The organism is Pseudomonas sp. FG36, assembly GCF_057809275.1.
This window is the reverse complement of record NZ_JBMDJQ010000022.1, coordinates 36,188-51,953: the sequence shown is the minus strand read 5'-3', so window position 1 is coordinate 51,953 and position 15,766 is coordinate 36,188. Positions and strand designations below refer to the sequence as shown.

Sequence of the window (15,766 nt, the reverse complement as noted above, 5' to 3'; positions counted from 1 at the left end):
TGCCGCTGCGCGGCCCTTTGGTACACGGCTGCCGCCACGGGTGATCACCTGTGGCGGCAGCCTTCAGGCGCTGCTGCCCAAGCGCTCGACAAGCAGGGCGGCGTAGCCAGGCAACGCACTGAAATCCCGCGAGCACAGCAGCAAGCTGCGTTTCGCCCAGGCCTCCTGCAAGGCGACCCAGCGTAGCGGCAAGCTGTGCTCCCAGCGTCGCACCGAGGTCAACGGGACCACGGCCACCCCCGCGCCACCTCCGACCATCCTGATCACCCCATCGAATCCTTCGGCGCGAACGCGCACCTGCATCCGTTTGCCGAGACGCAGGGCCTGTTCCTCCAGATGCAGCGCCAGGGCGCTGTCGGCACCCAGCCCCACATACCCATGGCCAAGGCTGGCGTTGAAGTCTGCCCGATCGCTGGCCGCCAGCGGGTGCTCACGCGGCATCACCAGCACCAGCGGATCGTCGCGAAACGGTCGGGTCTGCAGGGTTGCGCAGGGCGCAGCATTCGAGACGATGCCCAGGTCTGCCATGCCCTGGCTGATCGCCTGGACGATATGCAGGCTGGGCAGTTCCTGGATATCCACGCTCACCCCCGGATGCTCGGCCAGGTAGCTCGCCAGCAGCTCCGGCAGGTACTCGGTCAGCGCTGCGGTGTTGCACAGCAGGCGCACCTGGCCTTGCAGGCCGTGGGCGTATTGCCCGAGGTCGAACTGCAGGCGCTCGACCTGCTGCGCGATCAGCCGCGCATGCTGCAGCAGGGCCTGGCCGGCGGGCGTGGGCAGCACGCCGCGGCGGTTGCGTTCGAGCAGGGGAATACCCAGCGAGGCTTCCATGGCGCGAATGCGCGCACTGGCGGCCGGCAGCGATAGGTGGCTGCGTCGGGCGCCGGCGGTGATGTTGCCGCTTTCAAGGGTGTGCTGGAACAGCTTGAGGTCGATCAGGTCGAAATGCATCTGCCTCTGTCCTGGCAAGAGTCTGCCTGAGTATATGGCAGATTTTCAGCGCGCTTGCCGCACGGCAGGATGGTGGCCATGAATACCTTCCTGGCGTTTTATCAGAACATCGGCCCGGCGCTGTCATTGCTGGTGATCCTGACCTTCTTCCTGGCCGGCGCGGTGAAGGGGGTCATCGGCCTCGGGTTGCCGACCGTCGCCATGGGCCTACTTGGCCTGGCTATGGCACCGGCGCAGGCAGCGGCGCTGCTGATCGTGCCATCGACCTTGACCAACCTCTGGCAGCTGGCGGCCGGCGGCCACCTGCTCGCGCTGCTGCGCCGCCTGGGCGGGATGTTGGCGATGATCTTCATCGGCACCCTGCTGGGCAGCGTCTGGCTGGGGATCGATAGCGGTCCGTGGGCGGCCCATGGCCTGGGCGCCGCGTTGCTGGTCTATGCCCTCTATGGGCTGGTCGGCCCGGGGCTGCGCGTGGCACCCGCCTGGGAGCCCTGGCTGGGGCCGCTCTGCGGGTTGCTGACGGGCGTGGTGACGGCCGCCACCGGCGTGTTCGTCATGCCCGCGGTGCCTTACCTGCAGGGCCTGGGCCTGAGCCGCGACGAACTGGTCCAGGCGCTGGGCCTGTCGTTCACCGTCTCGACCCTGGCCCTGGCGGTCGGCCTGGCTGGGCAGGACGCCCTGGGTGGCCAGGCGCTGGGGGCTTCGCTGCTGGTGCTGGCCCCGGCGTTGCTGGGCATGTTCGCCGGCCAGTGGCTGCGCGGACGGATCAGCGCTGCGCTGTTCAAGCGCTGCTTCTTCATCGGCCTTGCGCTGCTGGGCGGGCACCTGCTGGTCAACGGCTAGCGGACGAAGCGCTGAGCATGTCGATCATCTGGATATCGAAGTCGCGCTCCAGGTAATCCATGCGTTTTTCGAAGAAGGCGCGCATATGCGGCAGTGCCGAATGCACGTCCAGCGCGTCCTTGCTGGCCCACACCTCGAAAAATACGAACAGGCTCGGGTCAGCCTTGTCGCGCAGCATGTGGTACTCGATGCAGCCCGGCTCCTGGCGGCTTGGCTCCACGTAAGGACGGAACAGCTGTTCGAAGGCCTCGGCCTGCTCCGGGCGGGTCTTGGCTTTGAGGATGAAGGCGTATTGCTCGGTCATGGGAAACGCTCTGTAAGGGGAGTGAGCAAATTCTAAATCAACAATATGTTTACCATTCGTGATTTGCAGGCAAAAGAATTTTGCCCAGCCCTGGCTGTTTCCCCGGCGCCCGGTTGCCTAACCTGCCGGCAACTCCACTTACAGGGCTGACCCTCCCATGAAAAAGATTCTCCTGCTCAACGGCGGTAAACGCTTCGCCCATTCCGACGGCCGTCTCAGCCAGACCCTGCACGATGCCGCACTGGCCCACCTGGACCGCGCCGGTTTCGATGTGCGGGAAACCTTCATCGACGGCGGCTACGACGTCCAGGCCGAGGTGGAGAAATTCCTCTGGGCGGATGTGGTGATCTACCAGATGCCCGGTTGGTGGATGGGTGCGCCATGGACCGTGAAGAAGTACATCGACGATGTGTTCACCGCCGGCCACGGCAGCCTGTACGCCAACGATGGCCGTACCCGCTCCGACGCTTCGCAGAAGTACGGCAGCGGCGGCCTGGTGCAGGGCAAGCAATACATGCTGTCGCTGACCTGGAACGCGCCGCAGCAGGCGTTCGATGACCCCAGCGATTTCTTCGAGGGCAAGGGCGTGGACGCGGTGTACTTCCCGTTCCACAAGGCCAACCAGTTCCTCGGCATGAGCGGGTTGCCGACCTTCCTCGCCGTCGATGTGATGAAGCGCCCGGATGTGCCGGCGGCGCTGGCGGCTTATGAAAAACACCTGGACGCGGTGTTTGGCAAGGCCAATTGACTCCCCGAGCGCGCGGCCCGTGGCAGCGGGCTTGCCCCGCGATCACCGCAGCTGCTTGCATACCGCTCGCTCGCCCGCTATGAATCACGGCATCCACCTGCCAAGGCCATCCGCGTGAAAACCCGATCCGAAGAACTCCAGGTATTTGTCGCCGTCATCGACAGCGGCTCGATCTCCGCCGCCGCGGAGCAGATCGGCCAGACGCCCTCCGCAGTCAGCCGCACCCTGTCGCGCCTGGAGGGCAAGCTCGGCACCACGCTGGTCAACCGCACCACGCGGCGCATGGACCTGACCGAGGAAGGGCGCTTCTTCCTGGAGCGCGCCCGGGCGATTCTCGAGCAGATGGACGACATGGAAGAGCGCCTGTCGCTGAACCGCCAGACCCCGACCGGGCGCCTGCGCATCAACGCCGCCGCGCCGTTCATGCTGCACGCGATCCTGCCGTGGATCGGCGAGTTCCGCCAGCAGTACCCCGGCATCGAGCTGGAGCTGAACACCGACGACCTGATCATCGACCTGCTGGAGCAGAGCACCGACGTGGCCATCCGCATCGGCGAACTGGCCGACTCCAGCCTGCATGCCCGTTCGCTCGGCTGCAGCCCGGTACAGGTGCTTGCCAGCCCCGACTACCTGGCCCGGCATGGCACGCCGCAGCGGGTCGAGGACCTCGAGGCCCATTGCCTGCTCGGCTTCAGCTCCCTCGAGTCGCTCAACCAGTGGCCACTGCGCCATGCCCAGGGCGACCGCTGGGCGATCCGCCCGCAGCTGGTCGCCTCGAGCGGCGAGACCCTGCGCCAGCTGGCCATCGCCGGCGAGGGCATCGTCAGCCTGTCGCACTTCATGACCCACGAGGACATCCGCGCCGGCCGCCTGAACGTGATCCTCGCCGAGCACAACAATGGCTATCGCCAGCCGATCCACGCGGTCTACTACCGCAACACCCAGCTGGCCCTGCGCATCCAGTGCTTTCTCGATTTCATCCAGAAAAAGCTGGCGGTCTACGCCTGCTGAGTTGCCTGAACGCGACAGGGGCTGCCCGTCGGCGGCGCGAAACGACCGGGGTGTTTGCTTAGTTACAGGGCTTCGGCCTTAATGACTGATCAACAAAAACAACACCAAGGAAGTGCGCATGCGTATTGTCATGTTCCAGCCCCTGGCCCTCTGGGCCGCGATCCTGAGCTGCTCCTCCGCCTTTGCCGTGACGCTGGAAGGTGGCGCGGTGGCCGCGCCTGATCAATATGGCGCACAGGTGGCCGCCGACATCCTCAAGAAGGGCGGCAACGCGGTGGACGCCGCCGTCGCCACCGCCTTCACCCTGGCCGTGACCTACCCCGAGGCCGGCAACATCGGCGGCGGTGGCTTCATGACCCTGTTCGTCGACGGCAAACCCTACTTCCTCGACTACCGCGAAGTGGCGCCCAAGGCCGCGACCAAGACCATGTACCTGGACGACAAGGGCGAGGTGATCGAGAACCTCAGCCTGGTCGGCGTGCGCGCGGCCGGTGTGCCGGGCACGGTGATGGGGCTGTGGGAGGCGCACCAGAAGTTCGGCAAGCTCAAGTGGAGCGAGCTGCTGACCCCGGCCATCGGCTACGCGCAGAACGGTTTCAAGATTGCCCAGAAGCAGTACCAATACCGTGATGACGCCCAGGGCCTGTTCAAGACCGCGACCAACTTCAACGACTATTTCGGCAGCATGAAGGTCGGCGAGCTGTTCAAGCAGCCGGAGCTGGCGCAAACCCTCGAGCGTATTGCCGACAAGGGCGTCAGCGAGTTCTACCAGGGCAAGACCGCCGACTTGCTGGTGGCGCAGATGCAGGCCGACAAGGGCCTGATCAGCAAGGACGACCTCAAGGACTACAAGGCCGTGTGGCGCGACCCGATCGCCATCAACTGGCGCGGCAACGTGGTCTACACCGCGCCGCCGCCAAGCTCCGGCGGCGTCGCCCTGGCCCAGCTGCTGGGCATCAAGGAAGACCGCGCGGCGGACTTCAAGGGCGTCGAGCACAACTCCGCCAAGTACATCCACCTGCTGGCCGAAATCGAGAAGCGCGTGTTCGCCGACCGCGCCGACTATCTCGGTGATCCGGCTTTCACCAAGGTCCCGGTCGACCAACTGGTGGCCAAGGATTACCTGGCCAAGCGTGCCGCCCAGGTCAACCCGAACGCGATTTCCGCAACCGACCAGGTCAAGCCGGGGCTGGAGCCGCACCAGACCACGCACTTCTCCATCGTCGACAAGCAGGGCAACGCGGTGAGCAACACCTACACCCTCAACCTCGACTACGGCAGCGGCGTGGTGGTCAAGGGTGCGGGCTTCTTGCTCAACGACGAGATGGACGACTTCAGCGCCAAGCCGGGCGCGGCCAACGCCTTTGGCGTGGTCGGCGGCGACGCCAATGCCATCGCGCCGGGCAAGCGCATGCTCTCGTCGATGAGCCCGAGCCTGGTGGCGCGTGACGGCAAGGTGGTGCTGGTGCTGGGCACCCCGGGCGGTTCGCGGATCTTCACCTCGATCTTCCAGGTGATGAACAACCTGTACGACTTCGGCATGCCGCTGGAGAAAGCCGTGGCGGCGCAGCGCGTGCATCACCAGTTGCTGCCCAAGGACACCATCTACTTCGACAGCTATGCGCCGCTCAAGGGGCAGGTGGCTGACGACCTGAAGAAGATGGGCTACGTGCTGGAGGATCAGGGCTGGGAGATGGGCGACATCCAGGCGATCCGGGTGACCGGCGAGAAGCTGGAGACGGCGTCTGATCCGCGTGGGCGCGGGGTGGGGATGATCGTCAAGTAACCCGAGGCGCAAATGAACGCGGGGCAAGCCCGCTCCCACGAGTCTGTGGGAGTAGGCTTGCCCCGCGATGCTTTACAGGATCAGACGCGGAACTGGCTGACCAGGGTCTGCAGGTGGCCACCCAGGCGCGCCAGCTCGACGCTGGAAGCGGCGGTCTCGTCGCTGGCCGCGGCGGTCTGCTCCGACACGTCGCGCACGTTGAGGATGCTGCGGCTGATCTCTTCGGCCACGGCGCTCTGCTGCTCGGCGGCGGCGGCGATCTGCTGGTTCATCGACTGGATGTTCGACACCGTGCGGGTGATGCTTTCCAGCGAACCACCGGCCTTGCGCGCCAGCTCGACGCTGCTGTCGGTCAGGTTGCGGCTGCCGTTCATCACTTCGGCAACCTGCTGAGTGCCGTGCTGCAGGCTGGCGATCAGGCCTTCGATTTCCTCGGTGGACTGCTGGGTGCGCTGGGCCAGGCCACGCACCTCGTCGGCGACCACGGCGAAACCACGCCCGGCCTCACCGGCACGCGCGGCTTCGATGGCGGCGTTGAGCGCCAGCAGGTTGGTCTGCTCGGCCACCGACTTGATCACGTCCATGACGCTGCCGATCTTCTGGCTTTCCTGCTGCAGCAGGGTCATGGCCTCGGTGGAGCGGTGAACTTCGTGGGCCAGGCGCTCGATCTGGCTGATCGCTTCACCCACTACCTTGTCGCCGACACGGGCTTCGTCGTCGGCGTTGGTCGCGGCGTGGGAGGCTTGCTCTGCGTTGCGCGCGACTTCCTGCACGGTGGCGGCCATCTCGTGCATGGCGGTGGCCACCTGGTCGGTCTCGACCTTCTGGCTGTTGGCGCCGGCGCTGGTCTGCTCGGTCACCGCCGACAGCTCTTCGGCGGCGCTGGCGATCTGGGTCACGCCGTCGCGGATGCCGGTGATCAGGTCACGCAGGGTGGTGCCCATGCGTGCGATGCCTTGCTGCAGGGCACCCAGTTCGTCGCGGCGGGTGACGCGCAGTTGCTGGGTGAGGTCGCCGCTGGCGATGCGGTTGACCACGTCCATGGTCTCGCGCAGCGGACGGGTGATCTGGCGGGTGATGATGAACGCGGCGAGCACGCCGACCAGCAGCGCCAGCAGGGTAGCGGAAGTCTGCAGGCTGCGGGCCTGGACGCTTTCGTCGTCACGGCGCTCGATCTGGATCTTGTACAGCTCGTCGCTGCGCTTGACGATGTCGGCGCCCTGCACGGTCATTTCGGCACGGGCCACGCCAATCGCGGCAGTGGCGTCGCGGAACTGACGCACGGCATCACGGTAGGCCAGCACGGCACTTTCGAACTGCTGGATGCGCGAGGCTTCGGCTGGCAGCTGGCGCTTGAGGCTGTCGATTTCGTTGAGGGCGTTTTCCAGCTGGCGCACGGCGGCCTGCTCGGCTTCGCTGGTGAGGTCGGCGATGTAGCTGCGCACGTCCAGGCGGACCTGCACCAGCTGCTGCTTGGCCTTGCTGATCAGCAGGTATTGGGCCAGGCGGCTGGCATCGCTTTCGCTGCTGGACAGCACGGCGCCGCTGATCGCTTCGATGGCGTCATTGGCGCGGGCTGCGGCCTGGTTCATCGAGTCGCGGGCGGCGAGGGTGGTCTTGTAGCCCTGGCGCATCTTCTCCAGCGAAACCCGGTACTCGCTGATGCTCTGGCCCTGCTCGCGCAGCAGCTTGAGGTTCTCGGGGCTCTTGAAAGTATTGACCAGGTGCTGCTGCTGGCTGCCGAAGGCGTCGAGCTTGGCCTGGACGTTGGCTGCCGAGGCGTCGTCGCCGTTGGTCAGCATCCACTGCAGGCGGGCCACGCGCAGGTTGGTCAGGTCACTGTTGAGCTGGGTGATGTCGCTCATCCAGTTGCTGCGGTCGATAAGGCTGCCCAGGCTGTTCCAGCCGGTCAGGGCCAGCAGGCCGGTCAGGACCAGGACCAGGCCGAAGCCCAGGCCGAGTTTGAGGTTGACGCTGATATTGGCGAACCAACTGTTCATGCACGCTCTCCCAGAGAATGATTTCGCTCACTTGATCTCAAAAGCTGGGCGTTGTTGTTGTCAGATAGCCCGCAGATTTGTGTAGGACTTATCGGCAACGGAGGGAGAAGCTGAAACGCTTTTTCAGCAAATTTGTAACTTGTTGAATACGTTTATGTTTTTGATGTTGCCATTTGCGGGTAAGCCGGCTCCGCAGCAGGAACCGGCCCGCCGGCGATGGCGATTCTCAGAGGCTACGCGCGCTGAACGTGTCGCACTGGTTCAGGTCGCCGCTGGAAAACCCGGCCTTGAACCAGCGCACGCGCTGCTGCGAGGTGCCATGGGTGAACGAGTCGGGCACCACGCGGCCCTGGCCCTGCTGTTGCAGCCGATCGTCACCGATGGCGTTGGCGGCATTCAATGCCTCCTCGACGTCCCCCGGCTCCAGCCAGTTCAGGCGTTTCTGCGCCTGGTAGGCCCAGACCCCGGCCAGGCAATCGGCCTGCAGCTCCTGGCGCACCAGCAGGCCATTGTCGCCTTCCATGCGCTGGCCATTGCGCCGTGCGGCGTCGACCTTGGCCGAAACGCCGAGCAGGGTCTGCACGTGGTGGCCGATCTCGTGGGCGATCACATAGGCCTGGGCGAAGTCGCCGGCGGCCTTGAAGCGGGTTTCCATTTCGCGGAAGAAGGTCATGTCCAGGTACACGCGCTGGTCGCCGGGGCAATAGAACGGCCCGACCGCCGAGGAGGCAAAGCCGCAGGCGGAGTTGACCTGGCCGCTGAACAGCACCAGCTTGGGGTCGCGGTACTGTTTGCCGGCCTGGGCGAACAGTGCCTTCCAGGTGTCCTCGGTGTCGCCGAGGATCGAGGCGACGAATTCGGCCTGCTCGTCGTTGGCCGGCGGTGCCTTGCCGTCGACGTTGGCCGGGGCGGTCTGTTGCTGCTCCATCTGCCCGGCCAGCTGGCCGAGGATCTGCAGCGGGTCCTGCCCGGTAAGCCAGCCGATGCCGACGATCAGCAGGATGGCGCCGAGCCCAAGGCCCTTGCCGCCGCCGAAGCGCATGCCGCCGCCACCCCCTTCGCCGCGGGCATCGACCACGTTGTCGCTGCGTCGGCCTTTTCGCCATTCCATGTAGAGCTCTCCGGTTGCTGAAACATGAAGTCAAAGGTTAGTTCAGTGCTGACCGAGGTGTATCCCCCGTCGCTGACACATAACCAAATGGTTATGCCTGGGACCGCTGAATTCAATATTCATCCCGTCGCACCTGCCGGAAACTGCAAGTCCGCCTGCCACGCCCAGGCGTTCGATAATTCCAAGAGAGGAAACCGGCATGCCCGCCCAGGACACCAGCCGCTTCGTGATCCGTGATCGCAACTGGCACCCCAAGGCCTTCACCCCCGACTACAAGACCTCGGTGGCGCGCTCCCCGCGCCAGGCGCTGGTCAGCATCCCGCAGTCGATCAGCGAAAGCACCGGCCCGGACTTTTCCCACCTGCGCTTCGGCGAGCACGACCATGACCTGCTGCTCAACTTCAACCAGGGCGGCCTGCCCATCGGCGAGCGCATCATCGTTGCTGGGCGGGTGGTCGACCAGTACGGCAAGCCCGTGCCCAACACCCTGGTGGAAATGTGGCAGGCCAATGCCGGTGGCCGTTACCGGCACAAGAACGACCGCTACCTGGCACCGCTGGACCCGAACTTCGGCGGTGTCGGCCGCTGCCTGACCGACCGCGACGGCTACTACAGCTTCCGCACCATCAAGCCCGGCCCGTACCCCTGGCGCAACGGCCCCAATGACTGGCGCCCGGCGCATATTCACTTCTCCATCAGCGGCCCGTCGATCGCCACCAAGCTGATCACCCAGTTGTACTTCGAGGGCGACCCGCTGATTCCGCTGTGTCCGATCGTCAAGTCGATCGCCAACCCGGATGCCGTCGAGCGGTTGATCGCCAGGCTCGACATGAGCCACGCCAACCCCATGGATTGCCTGGCCTACCGCTTCGACATCGTCCTGCGCGGCCAGCGCCAGACCCACTTCGAAAACCGCTGAGGAGGCCCGTCATGCCTATCGAACTGCTGCCGGAAACCCCTTCGCAGACTGCCGGCCCCTATGTGCACATCGGCCTTGCCCTGGAAGCGGCCGGCAACCCGACCCGTGACCAGGAAATCTGGAACCGCCTGGCCCGGCCCGATGCACCGGGCGAACACATCCTGTTGATCGGCCAGGTGTACGACGGCAATGGCCACCTGGTGCGCGACTCGTTCCTGGAGGTGTGGCAGGCCGACGCCGAGGGCCGCTATCAGGACGAGTACCACCCCGAGAACGCCTTCAACAGCTTTGGCCGCACCGCGACCACCTTCGATGCCGGCGAGTGGACCCTGCACACGGTCAAGCCGGGGGTGGTGAACAATGCCGCGGGCGTGCCGATGGCCCCGCACATCAACCTCAGCCTGTTTGCCCGGGGCATCAACATCCACCTGCATACCCGGCTGTATTTCGATGACGAAGCCGAGGCGAACGCCAGGTGTCCGGTGCTGAACCTGATCGAGCAGCCGCAGCGGCGCGAGACCTTGATTGCCCGGCGTTGCGAAGTGGACGGCAAGACCGCGTACCGCTTCGACATTCGTATCCAGGGCGACGGGGAGACGGTGTTCTTCGATTTCTGACGCCCCCGGTCGGCAAGCCCGGCAACACTGGCAGGGCTTGCCGCTTGTACTAATGAGTTACGACTAATCCTTTCGTGGCGCATCCCTGCGCACGTCGTCAAGCCACTGAAATTCTGCTTGTTTTCCCGCCCTCATTGCCCCTGCCACAGGTACTAACACCAAGTTGTGAGCTACCCGATTCGGCGCCATGCGCTTTCACTGCTGTTGTGAGCAAAACAATCAGCAGCAGCGGGAGTCCTTCCATGAACACTCAAGCGTGGATCAAGGCGGCAACGGCGCTGACGATGGCCGTGAGTCTGGGCCTTGCCGGTTGCAGCAGCGGCGGCGGTGGGCATCACAGCGAGGTCGATGGTTCGTCGTCCGATGTCGGCGCGGGTGCCGGAGCCGGTGGCGGCGGGGGCGATGGCACGGGCGGCAGTGGTGCCGGCGGTAGCGGTGGCACCACGTCCCCGGGTGATGGCAGCGCCGGTACCGGTGGCGGCGGCGGTGGTGGCACTGGCGGCGGCAGCACGCCTGGTGGCGGTGACGGCGGCACGGGTGGTGGCACCACACCCACTGCGCTGGTCACCGGCCAGGTGGTCGACCAGTTGGGCAACACCGTGTCCGGGGTCGGTGACGGCGTGAGCAATCTCGGCCAGGTGATCGGTGCGCTGCCCATTGTCGGCAATACCTCGTTGAGCGGTGGCGTGGGCACGCTGGTGTCCTCCACCGGCAACGCCGTGAACAGCGTCGGTGGTGGCCTGAGCGAGGGCCTGGGGCAACTGGGTACCGGCAACAATGCCGTGGGCACCACGGTCGGCGTGGTCGGTGCGGCCACTGCCGACCTGGGCGGCGGCGTCTCCGGCCTTGGCCAGGGCGTGGCCGGGCTGGCCAGCAGCGGGCCGGTCGAGCAGGTGCCGGTGGTCAACCAGCTGGTTGCCGGGGCCGGTCAAGGCGTCGACCGGGTCGGCCAGGCCGTGACCATGCTCGGCGACACCCTGTCGCCGGTCGGCACCAGCGGCCCGCTCGCCGGGGCGACCCAAGGCGTGAGCGATGCCTTGGTGCCGGTGGTCTCGCTGGTGGAAAACACGGCGGCCAATGCCACGCGGCAGACCGGGCTCGCCGGCCCGCTGAACCAGGCGCTGAACCAGACCGGTGGTGCCCTGAACCAGGCCGGCCAGCAACTGGCGGGGGCGGGCAACGGCAATCCCTTGAGCAACACGCTCGGGCAGGCGGTGGCCAATACCGGCACCACAATCAGCACGGCGAGCGGGCTGGCACCTGTTACCGGCGGCCCACGCAGCGGCCTGCTGGAAACCGTCGGCGGCGTGGTGGCCGGCGCCGGCAGTGGGCTGACGGCAAGCACCGCTAGCCTGACCGTCAGCGGTATCGGCGGCACTTCGGTGCAGACGGGCAATACCGTCGCCAGCCTGGGCACTGTGCTCGGTGGCAACGGCGTGGCCAACAACGCTGCCGGGGCGCCGGTGGCGGCGCTGACCCAGCAGGTGGGCAGCGGCCTCAACCCGGTGGTCGCCGGTGTCTCCAGTGTGACCCAGCAAGTTGGCGCCAGCACCGGCGTCGGCGCCCCCGTGGCGGGGTTGCTGAACCAGGTCGGTGGCGCGGTGGGCTCTGCCGGCGCGCAACTGGCCGGTACCACCGGCAACCCGGTTGTCAGCCAGGTTGGCGCGACGGTGAACGCGGTCGGTACAACGCTCGGCCAGGCGGGCACCTTGGTCAACGGCGGAGCGCCGGCCGGTGGTCTTGGTGGTGCGCTCAATGGTGTGTCTGGGGCTCTGGCAGGCGGGCAGCGCTGACGCCACGGGCTACGCTCAAGGTGAGTGAGACCGACCGGCGCGCCGTTCGCCGGTCGGTCACCCCGCCATCCGTGGATCATGGAGTGTCCGAATGCGCCGATTGCTGCTGACGATGCTGGGGCTGTCCGCAGCCTGCCTGGCCCGGGGCGAACCCCTGCCGAGTTTCCTCAACAGCAACGAGACCGAACGCCGCCTGCCCACGCCCAACCTGCCGGTGGATGCCTACCGGCCTGACCAGCCCGGCTTGCGCGTGCCCAGCGTGGACACCACGCGGCAACCACCGTTGCTGATGAACACCCGGGTGGCGGTGCGCAAGGTGCGTTTCGAAGGCGGCACCGTCTACCCCCTGAGCGATCTGCGCGAGCATTACCAGCCGGTGATCGGGCGCGAGGTCACGCTCGCCGAGCTGATCGAGATCACCCGCCGCCTGACCCAACGCTACCAGCAGGACGGTTACCTGCTGTCATACGCCTACCTGCCGCCCCAGGACTTCGCCGATGGCCGGGTGCGGGTGGTGCTGATGGAAGGCTATATCCACGACTATCAGGTCGAGGGCGACATTGGCGCGGCGAGGGCCTACCTGGTGCAACTACTGGACCGGCTCAAGGCCGAGCGTCCGCTGACCCGCGAAAGCTTCGAGCGCTATACCAGCCTGGCCGGGCGCATCCCCGGGGTGACGTTCCAGGCCCAGGTGCCGCCACCGGCGACCACCGATGGCGCGACCCGACTGCTCGCTCAGGTGTCGCGCAAGCCGGTCACCACCACCTTGAGCCTCAACGACGGCAGCCGCGACGACCTGCAGGCGCTGCTGGGCGCCAGCAGCAACGCCCAGACCCGCTTCGCCGAACAATTGAGCGCCAGCGTGCTGGTACCGCCTGGCGAGGACAAGGAGCACTACTACCGCCTCGACTACAGCCAGTTCCTCGATGCCGAAGGCTCGAAGCTGTTGCTGTCGGCTTCGCGCTACCGCAGCGACCCCAAGGCGCGCATTCGCCTGGACAACGGCATCGACCTGACTCAGCACCGCGAGAACGAACGCTACTCGGTGGGCATCAGCCAATCGCTGATCGCCTCGCCCAGTGAATGGCTGGAGGTGGTCGGGCGCTTCTACGTGGTCAACGACCGCATCGATTACCAGGTGGTGGGATTCCCCCTGCGTCTGGACAGCGAGACCGATATCCGCGCGCTGTCCTTCGAAGGCGACTGGCGCAAGGCCGAGGCGCGCCGCCTGCGGATTATCAGTGCCGGTGTCTACCAGGGGCTGGATCGCCTTGGCGCCAACACCAATGCCGACTACGACCTGGACTTCCTGCGCCTGCGGGTCGCGGGCGTGCAGAGCGACAACTTCAGCGACAACTGGCAGGGCGTGGCATCGGCGGCGGCCTACTGGAGCAACGACAGCCTGCCCGACAGCGAGCGGGCGGTGTTCGGCGGGCAGAACTTCGGGCGCGGCTACCCCAGCGACCAGGGCTCCGGTGACAAGGGCTGGGGGCTGGCCTACGAGCTCAACTACAGCTTCCGGCGCGACGCTGGCTGGCTCAAGGTCGTGCAGCCCTACGTGGCGCTCGACACCGCGCGAGCCTGGTTCAACGCGCTGGACGTGCGCGATTCGAAGATGTCGTCGGCGGCGCTGGGGCTGCGCTTTGGCGATATGCGCTACTACAACATCGCGGTGGAGGTGGCCAAGCCGATGTCGGACATGGCGCTGGACAGCTTCAACCGGCGGCCACGGCTGAACCTGAGTTTCAGTTATCAGTTGTAGGTGATCACGTTGCTGGCAGGACTCGTTGCGGGAGGCCCTTTATTTCACCGCCTGCATCAACGGCTTGGGAAACAGGTTCTCCAGCGTCTCGAGCAGGCGGGCGTGGTAGATCGGCTTGCGGAACAGGTCGAGCACCTGCAGCCGCAGCAGGTCGCTGACATCGTCCATGTCGGCATGCCCGGACATGACGATCACCGGCAAATGCTGGCGCGCGGTATGTTCGCGCAGGCGCTGGACCAGGCCCAGGCCGCTTTCCTCGGGCATGCGCAGGTCGGTGATCACCAGGGCGACATCGGGGTGGCGGGTCAGCTGTTGCAGGGCTGACCTGACCGAAGTGGCGGTGTGACAACAGAAACCTTCGTTTTCCAGCAGCTCGGCCAGCTCCAGCAAGGCCTCCTCCTCGTCGTCCACCAGCAGGATCTGTTGACGCAAGGAAGAGGTCGGCATGCTTGGCTCCGGGCGGTTGGACTACACGTCTCGCTGGCGCGGTGCGGTCACTGGGTGATCGCGGTCTGGATCTTGGTCATGATCTCCGACACTTCGCCCGAAATGGGGGTGACGAAGCCAGCCAGCACCACCGCGACCATGGCCGCGATCACCGCGTATTCGATACCGGAGGCGCCGTCCTTGCGCTGGAGGAAGGTCTTCACGTGGAGGAGGATCTGTTGCAGCAGCATGGCACGTCTCCTTGCGCTCGATGGGCGCCGGTCGGAGGGGCTTGATAAGTGATACCCCTTTGCCATCAGAGCATCGCCAAGCCGTGGCGGCCTGCAAATGTAAAAAAGCATTAATCCAAAAGTATTGGTTGGAATTGGCGGCGCTAAGTTTTTGTTTTGTCGGTGCGTCAATTTCGTGGCTCGAAAAAACCAGTACAGGTAATGGCGAAAGATTGCGCCTCAGCTACCGTCCAATAGCGAAATAGTTACTTTTTGCCATCATTGGTCCCGGGCGTAAGGGAGAGCGCAGATGAGCAGTCGCCTGACCATGATCCTCGCCGGCCTGTTCCTGCTCGCGGCCTTGCTCGCAGGGTACTGGGGCTTGCGCCTCAGCCGTCCGCCCGAGCCTGCGCCGGCACCTCTCACCCCACCCAGCGAGGCCGCCATCCCGGCCGCAGCCGTACCCGCCGCGCCCCCGGAACCCCCACGCTCGCCCATCGTGGTCCTGCGCAGGGCGGTCGCGGCCAACACCCCCTTGAGCGAGGAGGATGTGCTCCTGGAGCGCCTGCAGGTGGTGCCGGCCGGTGCCTTCCAGCAACTTGACCAGGTGCTCGGGCGCAGCAGTACCCGCCCCCTTGCGGCGGGCAGTTGGCTGGACGAGTCGAGCTTCCAGGCCGGCGGCCCCCTGGCGCGGATGATTCGCGCCCACGAACGGGCGGTCGCGGTGGCCATCGACGATGTGATCGGTGCCGCCGGGCAGCTGCGCCCAGGCGATTATGTCGACGTGCTGCTGTTCCTGCGTGAAGAAAACAACAACCCGCAATCCTCCGCCCAGGTGGTGTTGCCGGCCTTGCGTGTGCTCAGTGTCGACCAGCAGACGGGCCTGGCCAACGATGGGCGCCCGGCCCAGAGCGCCGAAGAGCAGAAGGCCCGCCGCGACCAGCAGTCCATTGCCAGCAATCCAGTGCGCACCGTGGGCCTGGCCGTGCCCGAGGCCTTGGCTAGCCGGCTGATGCTGGCGGCCCAGGCCGGGACCCTGCGCCTGGCGGTGCGCAGTGCCGACGAGCCGCTGCTGGCCGGGTACTGGTCCGGCCAGGATGCCAGCCCGCAGCTGGAAACGGCCAACCGCAACCTCTACCGCTTCAGCCAGCTGTCCCAGGTGCCCCTGGCCAGCCAGGCGGCGGCCGCGGCGGCTGGCGTGCCGACCATGCAGATCATCCGCGGCGCGCAGAACGGCGACAACAACAAGACTCCCTGAACCGGCA

At 66.1% G+C, this 15,766-nt stretch carries 15 protein-coding genes and 1 pseudogene; 9 read left to right on the top strand and 7 right to left on the bottom strand.

The genetic code is table 11. From position 1 onward, the window contains the following. Positions 1-63: 63 nt before the first annotated feature. Positions 64-951, bottom strand: coding sequence for a LysR substrate-binding domain-containing protein (locus ACODS9_RS17525; protein ID WP_401111959.1), 888 nt, complete (start codon positions 949-951; stop codon positions 64-66). A 78-nt stretch (positions 952-1,029) separates the two neighbouring features. On the opposite strand from ACODS9_RS17525, the gene ACODS9_RS17520 reads away from it, so the two are divergent. Beyond that, entirely contained in the window at positions 1,030-1,794 is a 765-nt protein-coding gene (locus ACODS9_RS17520) for a sulfite exporter TauE/SafE family protein (protein WP_401111962.1), read from the top strand. Here the strand turns inward: ACODS9_RS17520 and ACODS9_RS17515 are convergent. Further along, positions 1,784-2,098 (bottom strand): putative quinol monooxygenase, encoded by a 315-nt coding sequence (locus ACODS9_RS17515; RefSeq protein ID WP_046854123.1) that lies wholly within the window; start codon positions 2,096-2,098, stop codon positions 1,784-1,786. The two genes, ACODS9_RS17520 and ACODS9_RS17515, sit on opposite strands and share 11 nt — an antisense overlap. Positions 2,099-2,255: 157 nt before the next feature. Here ACODS9_RS17515 and mdaB point away from each other — a divergent pair, with 157 nt between their 5' ends. From mdaB to ggt, 3 genes are all read left to right on the top strand, one after another. After that, positions 2,256-2,846, top strand: coding sequence for an NADPH:quinone oxidoreductase MdaB (gene mdaB / locus ACODS9_RS17510; RefSeq protein ID WP_489094372.1), 591 nt, complete (start codon positions 2,256-2,258; stop codon positions 2,844-2,846). 114 nt (positions 2,847-2,960) lie between these two features. Further along, positions 2,961-3,857, top strand: coding sequence for a LysR family transcriptional regulator (locus tag ACODS9_RS17505; RefSeq protein WP_046854125.1), 897 nt, complete (start codon positions 2,961-2,963; stop codon positions 3,855-3,857). Positions 3,858-3,975: 118 nt separating this feature from the next. After that, a complete protein-coding gene (gene ggt / locus ACODS9_RS17500; protein WP_489094371.1) occupies positions 3,976-5,643 on the top strand; it encodes a gamma-glutamyltransferase in 1,668 nt (555 codons plus the stop codon). Positions 5,644-5,723: 80 nt separating this feature from the next. Here ggt and ACODS9_RS17495 read toward each other — a convergent pair whose 3' ends face one another. The 3 genes and pseudogenes from ACODS9_RS17495 to ypfJ form a co-directional block, all read right to left on the bottom strand. After that, positions 5,724-6,428: a methyl-accepting chemotaxis protein gene (locus ACODS9_RS17495; protein WP_371918342.1), complete on the bottom strand. Its 705-nt coding sequence runs from the start codon at positions 6,426-6,428 to the stop codon at positions 5,724-5,726. Positions 6,429-6,626: 198 nt separating this feature from the next. Beyond that, positions 6,627-7,508, bottom strand: a pseudogene (locus tag ACODS9_RS17490) (methyl-accepting chemotaxis protein); the annotation flags it as partial. A gap of 361 nt (positions 7,509-7,869) precedes the next feature. Beyond that, positions 7,870-8,754 carry a KPN_02809 family neutral zinc metallopeptidase gene (ypfJ, locus tag ACODS9_RS17485; protein ID WP_046854128.1) on the bottom strand — a complete coding sequence of 295 codons (885 nt, stop codon included), beginning with the start codon at positions 8,752-8,754 and terminating at the stop codon, positions 7,870-7,872. Between the two features lie 199 nt (positions 8,755-8,953). Here ypfJ and pcaH point away from each other — a divergent pair, with 199 nt between their 5' ends. The 4 genes from pcaH to ACODS9_RS17465 all read left to right on the top strand — a co-directional run bounded on the left by pcaH (position 8,954) and on the right by ACODS9_RS17465 (position 13,845). Next, on the top strand, positions 8,954-9,673 hold the full coding sequence (gene pcaH, locus ACODS9_RS17480; RefSeq protein ID WP_094012489.1) for a protocatechuate 3,4-dioxygenase subunit beta: 720 nt from the start codon (positions 8,954-8,956) through the stop codon (positions 9,671-9,673). A gap of 11 nt (positions 9,674-9,684) precedes the next feature. Then, a complete protein-coding gene (gene pcaG / locus ACODS9_RS17475; protein ID WP_401111971.1) occupies positions 9,685-10,290 on the top strand; it encodes a protocatechuate 3,4-dioxygenase subunit alpha in 606 nt (201 codons plus the stop codon). A 242-nt stretch (positions 10,291-10,532) separates the two neighbouring features. After that, positions 10,533-12,083: a collagen-like triple helix repeat-containing protein gene (locus ACODS9_RS17470; RefSeq protein ID WP_489094370.1), complete on the top strand. Its 1,551-nt coding sequence runs from the start codon at positions 10,533-10,535 to the stop codon at positions 12,081-12,083. Positions 12,084-12,174: 91 nt separating this feature from the next. Continuing rightward, positions 12,175-13,845, top strand: coding sequence for a ShlB/FhaC/HecB family hemolysin secretion/activation protein (locus ACODS9_RS17465; protein WP_489094369.1), 1,671 nt, complete (start codon positions 12,175-12,177; stop codon positions 13,843-13,845). 39 nt (positions 13,846-13,884) lie between these two features. On the opposite strand, the gene ACODS9_RS17460 is transcribed toward ACODS9_RS17465, so the two are convergent. Together ACODS9_RS17460 and ACODS9_RS17455 are read right to left on the bottom strand one after the other, a co-directional pair. Continuing rightward, positions 13,885-14,292 (bottom strand): response regulator, encoded by a 408-nt coding sequence (locus ACODS9_RS17460; RefSeq protein ID WP_046854132.1) that lies wholly within the window; start codon positions 14,290-14,292, stop codon positions 13,885-13,887. A 47-nt stretch (positions 14,293-14,339) separates the two neighbouring features. Then, positions 14,340-14,522, bottom strand: coding sequence for a Flp family type IVb pilin (locus ACODS9_RS17455; protein WP_367857904.1), 183 nt, complete (start codon positions 14,520-14,522; stop codon positions 14,340-14,342). A 289-nt stretch (positions 14,523-14,811) separates the two neighbouring features. Here ACODS9_RS17455 and cpaB point away from each other — a divergent pair, with 289 nt between their 5' ends. After that, positions 14,812-15,759, top strand: coding sequence for a Flp pilus assembly protein CpaB (gene cpaB / locus ACODS9_RS17450; RefSeq protein ID WP_489094368.1), 948 nt, complete (start codon positions 14,812-14,814; stop codon positions 15,757-15,759). The last annotated feature ends 7 nt before the right edge of the window (positions 15,760-15,766 follow it).